The sequence below is a fragment of the Marisediminitalea alba genome, from assembly GCF_002993365.1.
GTDB lineage: Bacteria > Pseudomonadota > Gammaproteobacteria > Enterobacterales > Alteromonadaceae > Alteromonas > Alteromonas alba.
The window spans coordinates 1-4777 of the sequence record NZ_PVNP01000027.1; the positions used below are offsets into that span (position 1 = coordinate 1).

At 48.6% G+C, this 4777-nt stretch carries 4 protein-coding genes, 4 tRNA genes and 1 pseudogene; 8 read left to right on the forward strand and 1 reads right to left on the reverse strand.

Annotated features, from left to right (window positions below; all coding sequences use genetic code 11):
- Positions 1-120: pseudogene (locus C6Y40_RS03495) on the reverse strand (IS1595 family transposase); the annotation flags it as partial.
- 316 nt (positions 121-436) lie between these two features.
- Between C6Y40_RS03495 and murB the strand changes: the two are divergent.
- The 8 genes from murB to tuf all read left to right on the forward strand — a co-directional run.
- Positions 437-1429: a UDP-N-acetylmuramate dehydrogenase gene (murB, locus tag C6Y40_RS03500; RefSeq protein WP_105933365.1), complete on the forward strand. Its 993-nt coding sequence runs from the start codon at positions 437-439 to the stop codon at positions 1427-1429.
- A complete protein-coding gene (birA, locus tag C6Y40_RS03505) occupies positions 1426-2400 on the forward strand; it encodes a bifunctional biotin--[acetyl-CoA-carboxylase] ligase/biotin operon repressor BirA (RefSeq protein WP_105933366.1) in 975 nt (324 codons plus the stop codon). Before murB ends, birA begins: the two co-directional genes overlap by 4 nt.
- Positions 2390-3124: a type III pantothenate kinase gene (locus tag C6Y40_RS03510; RefSeq protein WP_105933367.1), complete on the forward strand. Its 735-nt coding sequence runs from the start codon at positions 2390-2392 to the stop codon at positions 3122-3124. Before birA ends, C6Y40_RS03510 begins: the two co-directional genes overlap by 11 nt.
- 126 nt (positions 3125-3250) lie before the next feature.
- A tRNA-Thr gene (locus tag C6Y40_RS03515) sits at positions 3251-3326 on the forward strand.
- 13 nt (positions 3327-3339) lie between these two features.
- Positions 3340-3424, forward strand: a tRNA-Tyr gene (locus C6Y40_RS03520).
- A 32-nt stretch (positions 3425-3456) separates the two neighbouring features.
- Positions 3457-3531: transfer RNA gene (locus C6Y40_RS03525), tRNA-Gly, on the forward strand.
- An 8-nt stretch (positions 3532-3539) separates the two neighbouring features.
- Positions 3540-3615, forward strand: a tRNA-Thr gene (locus tag C6Y40_RS03530).
- A gap of 68 nt (positions 3616-3683) precedes the next feature.
- The coding region (tuf, locus tag C6Y40_RS03535; RefSeq protein ID WP_105933368.1) for an elongation factor Tu at positions 3684-4777 on the forward strand (1094 nt) is incomplete at its 3' end.

Sequence of the window (4777 nt, forward strand, 5' to 3'; positions counted from 1 at the left end):
CTCTGTTATCAACTGTGAGACGCTATCAGTGCCTTTCAGCAGCTTCTCAACATAACGGGTTTGACTATCTGTTAAGTGTTCTAACTCGGCTATAAGCTTTGTAAATTGTGCTGGGATCATGATCAACCCTCAATAACTGTATTCATATACAGTGTAGCAACAATTTAGCAGAACATAGCCATACTTTTATTAATGGCGACTTTTCCACAGTCGCCATTTGTATTCATATTAACAGTCCAGCAATGGATTGATTTAAGTAATTTTCTGCTAACAGCTGCTTTGGTTTTTCGGGAGGGTTTCACCCTCGTTTAGGGGTTAAACGCAAAGCCACCCTCTTTAGAAAGTGGATGCTTAATATTCGTTACCCGTGTCAACATAGCCAAACTCAGGTCTTTTAAGGCATACTAAACGACCTCGAAGATTACTGTCTGTGTCTATGCCTGATTTATCCCAACGTCATACTTTTGGTATCGCCAGTCGTTGCCGCGTACTCCACGAGTTTTGCTCGGTGCAGCAACTTCTCGACTTATACCCCCGCGAAACTCCCTGTTACATTATGGGGGAGGGAAGTAATACGATTTTTACCGAAGACTATGATGGTCTGGTGCTGGTGAATAAAATTACCGGCGTTGAAGCTTGCCATGAGCCCGGAGGCGTGAGTCTGCGGGTGGGCGCTGGTGAAAACTGGCATACGCTGGTGGCCTATACCATAGAGCAAGGCTGGGGAGGCCTGGAAAACCTCGCCCTGATCCCCGGTTCTGTGGGTGCCGCCCCCATTCAGAATATTGGTGCATACGGCCTGGAAGTTGGCGAACGCATCAGTCAGGTTGAGGTGGTAGATGTCGTTACGGGTAATACCTTTACATTAACCCGGGAGGAATGTCAGTTTGGTTACCGGGACAGTCGCTTCAAGCGTGCCGAAGCAAAGTACTGGGTAGTCACCGACGTGCACTTCTGGCTCGCCAACGATATTACACCGGTAACCGCTTACGCCGAGCTGGCAGCGCTGGATAACCCCACCCCTGTTGAGATTTTCAATAAGGTGATTGAGGTGCGCCAACAAAAGCTGCCGGATCCTGCGGTGCTGGGTAACGCAGGCAGTTTTTTCAAAAACCCGACTATCACTACCAGTGAATATGAAGCGCTTAAACAGTTGCATCCGACTATTCCTGGCTTTGTAGTGAATGACCACCAGGTAAAAGTACCGGCTGCCTGGCTAATTGATAATGCCGGATTTAAAGGCCACTGCATCGACGGCGTTTGTTGTTATCATCGCCAGCCGTTGGTGCTGGTTAATCAACATCAGGCTACGGGTGAAGCACTGCTTGCGTTGGCCCGGGCGATTCAGCAAAAGGTCTCACAGCTATTTTCTGTCACGCTGGCGCCCGAAGTGAGACTACTGGGTAAACAAGGACGTATAGAACTATGAAACATAAATCCCGCGAGGTAAGGCAACAGCTACTTTGCTTGCTGGCGGACGGCGACTTTCACTCCGGTGAAACCCTGGCCCAGACATTAAACCTGTCCCGCACTGCTATTGCCGGGCATATCAACCAGCTAATTGACTGGGGCCTGGACGTCTTCAAGGTAAAAGGCAAGGGCTATAAATTAAATCGCCCGCTTAAGCTGCTCGATACTGAAACCATTACCGGTGCTTTTTGCAATAAGCCTTATGCCGACATCAGTGTGCTGCAGGTAATCGAATCAACCAATACCGAACTGAAAAACACCGACCGTGTGCGGGCGAATGGCGATACGGTACTGGCTGAGATCCAAACCGCTGGTCGCGGCCGCCATGGTCGCCAATGGCTGGCGCCGGTGGGCGGCAGTTTAACATTTTCCATGTACTGGCGTTTTAATGATGGCTATCAGGGCATGGCTGGTTTGTCATTATTAGTTGGCATAGCCATATGCCGGGCATTACGAGACTGCGGTGTGGAAGAAGCACGCCTTAAGTGGCCAAACGATGTGTACCTGTATGGTAAAAAGCTGGCCGGGGTCTTAATTGAAGTGGAAGGCCAAATTGGCGCCCCCGCCGATTGTATTATCGGCATCGGGCTGAATGTTATGGTACCGGCTCACGAATACGATGTCGGCCAGCCGCATACCGATTTAAGTCAGGTTCTCGGCCCCGATGTCGATCGGAATGAGGTAGCGGCCCGTATCATTGAACAACTCTGGACATTACTGCCTGATTTTTCCCAGCGTGGTTTCGAACCGTATATCGAAGAATGGCAACACCTGGACTGGTTTGCCGACCGCACTGTGGTAATCAAAACAGGCGACAAACGAATCAGTGGCATAAACCGGGGCATCGACGCCAGTGGCGCGCTGCTGCTGGAAACAGCAGACGGCATAACCCGGTTCCACGGAGGCGAGGTAAGTTTACGTGCAAACTAACAGCGTATTGCTGGTGGATATTGGCAACACCCGAATTAAGTACCGTTTATTAACTGATGATGCCGATAACGTCACAACGGTTGACGATCTGTCTGCATTGATTACTTATATAGAGGCTGCACCGGTTACGCATTTATATATCGCTAATGTGGGTAAGCCAGCGGTGGAAGAAGCGCTGGCACAATTATGTCACGAACAACAGATTATATTTTGTGCGGTAAAAACAGAAAGCGACGCATTTGGTATCACTAACAGTTACCAGAATCCACAAAAAATGGGCGTGGATCGCTGGTTGGCCATTTTAGGTGCGGCAAAATTAACCGATAAACCTTTTGCTGTTATTGATGCCGGTACAGCCGTAACGGTAGATTTTGTGGCAGGTGGTCAACATTTAGGCGGTTGGATAGCACCAGGCTTTCATACAATGAAAAAAGCATTGCTGTCGAATACCACCCGGGTTTTCGAAAATGAGACCGTGCCGGAACAATTAATGGCTGCCAGTGACACCGAAGAATGTGTGGCCATGGGATGCTTAGCGGCATTGCAGGGCGTTTTTTGGTCAGCTAAGCGCCGATTAAATAATCAATTCAAAGAAAATGTCATAATTTTTACCGGTGGCGACAAAAAACTGCTGACAAGTGCTTGCGACGGTGATAGTCTCACCGCCGCGAATTTGGTGATAGACGGCCTTGCCCGCTATGCTGAAAAAGCTTCTTTTGGTTGATTTTGTTCAATTAAACGACAGGGTGGTAAATTAATGACCACTCAGTCAAAAAAAAGAAAATTTTTCGCAAAAGCCTATTGCACTGAGTGATTCATTACTCTAGAATTCGCACCCACTTGATGAGGAGCCGACTTAGCTCAGTTGGTAGAGCAACTGACTTGTAATCAGTAGGTCGCCAGTTCGATTCCGGCAGTCGGCACCATTCATCAATCTCTGGAGGGGTACCCAAGCGGTCAACGGGAGCAGACTGTAAATCTGCCGGCTCAGCCTTCGCAGGTTCGAATCCTGCCCCCTCCACCACTTTCTATGAGTGTGGCAAGAGAATTAGGAATGCGGGCATCGTATAATGGCTATTACCTCAGCCTTCCAAGCTGATGATGCGGGTTCGATTCCCGCTGCCCGCTCCAAGTCCCGTGCTGATATAGCTCAGTTGGTAGAGCGCACCCTTGGTAAGGGTGAGGTCGGCAGTTCAAATCTGCCTATCAGCACCATTTCTCCCCAGCTCATGTAATAATACGTAAATTCACCTAACATTGTACTTTGCTGGGATATTAGAAAAATGGCAAAAGAAAAGTTTGAACGTTCGAAACCCCATGTAAACGTGGGTACTATCGGCCACGTTGACCACGGTAAAACCACTCTGACTGCAGCAATCACTACCGTATTGTCTAAGACTTACGGCGGTTCTGCTCAAGCGTTCGATCAAATCGATAACGCGCCAGAAGAAAAAGCACGTGGTATCACCATCTCTACTTCACACGTAGAGTATGACACTCCTACTCGTCACTACGCACACGTAGACTGCCCAGGACACGCTGACTATGTTAAAAACATGATCACCGGTGCTGCACAGATGGACGGTGGTATTCTGGTAGTTGCTGCGACTGATGGTCCTATGCCTCAGACTCGTGAGCACATCCTGCTTGGTCGTCAGGTTGGTATCCCTTACATCATCGTATTCATGAACAAATGTGACATGGTAGATGACGAAGAGCTGCTTGAGCTGGTAGAAATGGAAGTTCGTGAACTGTTATCAGAGTACGATTTCCCAGGTGATGACCTGCCAGTAATCCAGGGTTCTGCACTGAAAGCCCTTGAAGGCGACGCAGAATGGGAAAAGAAAATCATCGAGCTGGGCGAAGCTTTAGACAGCTACATCCCAGAGCCAGAGCGTGACATCGATAAGCCGTTCATCCTGCCAATCGAAGACGTATTCTCAATCTCAGGCCGTGGTACTGTTGTAACTGGTCGTGTTGAGCAAGGTATCGTTAAAGTAGGTGAAGAAGTAGAAATCGTTGGTATCAAAGATACTACCAAGACGACTTGTACTGGTGTTGAAATGTTCCGTAAGCTGCTTGACGAAGGTCGTGCAGGTGAGAACGTTGGTGTTCTGTTACGTGGTACTAAGCGTGATGACGTAGAGCGTGGACAAGTACTGGCTAAGCCTGGTTCAATCACTCCACACACCAAGTTTGAAGCGGAAGTATACGTACTGTCTAAAGATGAAGGCGGTCGTCACACTCCATTCTTCAAAGGTTACCGTCCACAGTTCTACTTCCGTACAACTGACGTAACCGGTGCCGTTCAACTGCCAGAAGGCGTTGAAATGGTAATGCCTGGCGACAACCTGAAGTTCGAAGTAGAACTGATTGC